At 69.9% G+C, this 2188-nt stretch carries 2 protein-coding genes and 1 pseudogene; all 3 read right to left on the bottom strand.

Annotated features, from left to right (window positions below; all coding sequences use genetic code 11):
* A partial coding sequence (locus DSP71_RS23025; RefSeq protein ID WP_258546236.1) for an FAD-binding oxidoreductase occupies positions 1–696 on the bottom strand: 696 nt, incomplete at its 3' end.
* Positions 697–706: 10 nt separating this feature from the next.
* Positions 707–1078 carry a YrdB family protein gene (locus DSP71_RS02970; RefSeq protein ID WP_046748837.1) on the bottom strand — a complete coding sequence of 124 codons (372 nt, stop codon included), beginning with the start codon at positions 1076–1078 and terminating at the stop codon, positions 707–709.
* Positions 1079–1087: 9 nt separating this feature from the next.
* Positions 1088–2188, bottom strand: a pseudogene (locus DSP71_RS22600) (hypothetical protein); the annotation flags it as partial.

Here is a 2188-nt window from a genome sequence, read left to right as displayed (position 1 = left end):
GGCAGCGTGACGCACCCCCGAGAAGGTCGCGGCGATCGTGCAGGTCTCCCCGGGGACGAGCCTGCGGAGCTTGAGGGTCGCGCCCACGACGACGCCCAACGTGCCTTCCGAGCCGACCACCAACGCGGTGAGATCGAGCCCGGTCACTCCCTTGACGCTGCGGTGTCCGAGGTGCAGCAGGCGCCCGTCGGCGAGCACCAGGTCCACCCCCAGCACGGCGTCGCGAACCACCCCGTACTTGGCGCAGAGCAGCCCTCCGGCACCTGTCGCGATGTTCCCACCCACCGTGGAGATGTCGCGGCTGGCGGGGTCAGGTGGCCACCACAGCCCGTGAGCCGCGAGCACGGCGTTGAGGTCGGCGTTGAGGATGCCGGGTTCGACGACCGCGAGCAGATCGTCGGCACGGATCTCGTTGATCGCGGTCATCCTGCGCAGGGAGAGGACGATCTCGCCCGTACCGGCGTTCGCGGCACCGGCGAGACCCGTGCCGGCACCACGCACCACGACCGGTGTGCGGGTGGCGGTCGCGATGCGCATGGTCTGCTGCACGTGCTCGACCCGCTCCGCATGGATCACAGCGAGCGGTCTGCCGGCGGCAGCGTACCCTGAGCGGTCGGCTCTGGCTTCCTCGAGCGTCGCCTCATCGGTGTCGACGAGCGCTCCGAGGGACTCCTCAAGGAGCGCGAGCACACTCATGAGGGAGATCTCACGACAATGCGCGCCGGCCGCTGAGCACACCGGCGACCACGGCGACGAGGGCGAAGGCGGTGCCGATGAGTGCCTGCCCCATCGACCACCAGGCGATCGTCACGCCGACGTAGATCAGCAGCTCGACCGCGGCGCGGAGGAACGGGTGCACGCGCAGCACAGGTCGCGGCGAGAGGAAGAGAGCCCACACCAGGATCACCAGTACCGGCGCGCCGATACCGATGACGATGTTCCACGGAAGATCCCAGCTCGCGAAGCCCCACAATGCCAGAGAGGCGACGGCGACGATGAGGACGACAGCGCGCACGATGTCGAGTGCGGTGACCACCGGACGGTCGACGCCGGGAACGGGAGCGGGATCCGAGGACATGGATCCAGTCTATTCGCCGGTGGGGGCTTCCTCAGCCGGTGCAACGGGCGCCTCCGTGGGCGCTGCTGCGGGCGTGGTCTCGGCCGGCGGAGTCTGGACGGGGGCCGTCTCGACCGGAGCGGGTGCTGCTTCGATCGGTGCCGGTGCTGCTTCGACCGGTGTGGGTGTCGGGTCTGACGCGGGTGCCTCCGGCTCGGTAGCGACCGGAGCAGACTCGGACGGCACAGACGACGCGGAAACGTCGCTCGTCGTGGAGGGCTCCGCTGTGGCCGATTCGACCGGAACCACCTCACCCGGAGTCTCGGGGCGGTTGGGCTCGAGATCGAGGAGGGTGGTGACCGCGGAAGGGCCCGTGCCGGATGCGAGGACGTATCGGAACGTGACGGTCGTGAGGTCGGCGTCGATGAACTGCCAGAAGGTGGGACGGAGATCGATGACTCCGAAGCCGGACTCGTCGAGCAGGATGCTGTCGCCTCCGCCGGTGCTGTCGTCCAGGAGCGCCTCGACCCTCTGGCCGGCCACACCCGAGACCGGAATGCTGTAGTGGACCTGGAGTCCGTTGAACCAGATGGTGGCGGTCTGCCACGTAGGTGCCTCCGTGGGGACGACCGGACCCACGGGGTCGACCGGGTCCACCGGATCGACGGGGTCCACCGGGTCGACGGGGTCCACCGGGTCGACGGGGTCCACGGGATCTACGGGGTCCACAGGATCTACGGGGTCCACAGGGTCGACCGGGTCCACGGGATCGACAGGCGGGACGACGACCGGCGGAACGATGACCGGCGGGACCGTGACGGGCGGGACGGTGGCGGGCGGTACAGGAACGGGTGCGCCCGCCTGATCTGCGCCGGGCTGAGGTTCTGCGGCCGGCGGCGCTGGGGTCTCGTCGGGGACGGTGACCGGGGGTTCGATGACGACGGGCTCGTCGAGGTTCATCGTCTCGTCGGGTCCGACATCTGCAGAGATCGAGGACGGGTCCTCATCGCCGGCGTTCGGAAGCGACGTCGCGGGATCGGCACCGGCGAGCCCGGGGACGATCGCGGCGGCGGCGACGACACCGGCCACGACCAGAGCGGCGGATCCCACTCCCACCAGTGCACCGATACC

The sequence above is a fragment of the Microbacterium sp. H6 genome (assembly GCF_003314775.1).
In the GTDB taxonomy this organism is placed as follows: domain Bacteria; phylum Actinomycetota; class Actinomycetes; order Actinomycetales; family Microbacteriaceae; genus Microbacterium; species Microbacterium oxydans.
The sequence above is the reverse complement of the archived record's forward strand: the minus strand, read 5'-3'. Positions and strand labels throughout refer to the sequence as shown.

Coding starts and splice junctions, on each gene's coding strand:
- DSP71_RS02970 (WP_046748837.1), bottom strand. CDS start 1,078: ATGTCCTCGGATCCCGCTCCCGTTCCCGGCGTCGACCGTCCGGTGGTC.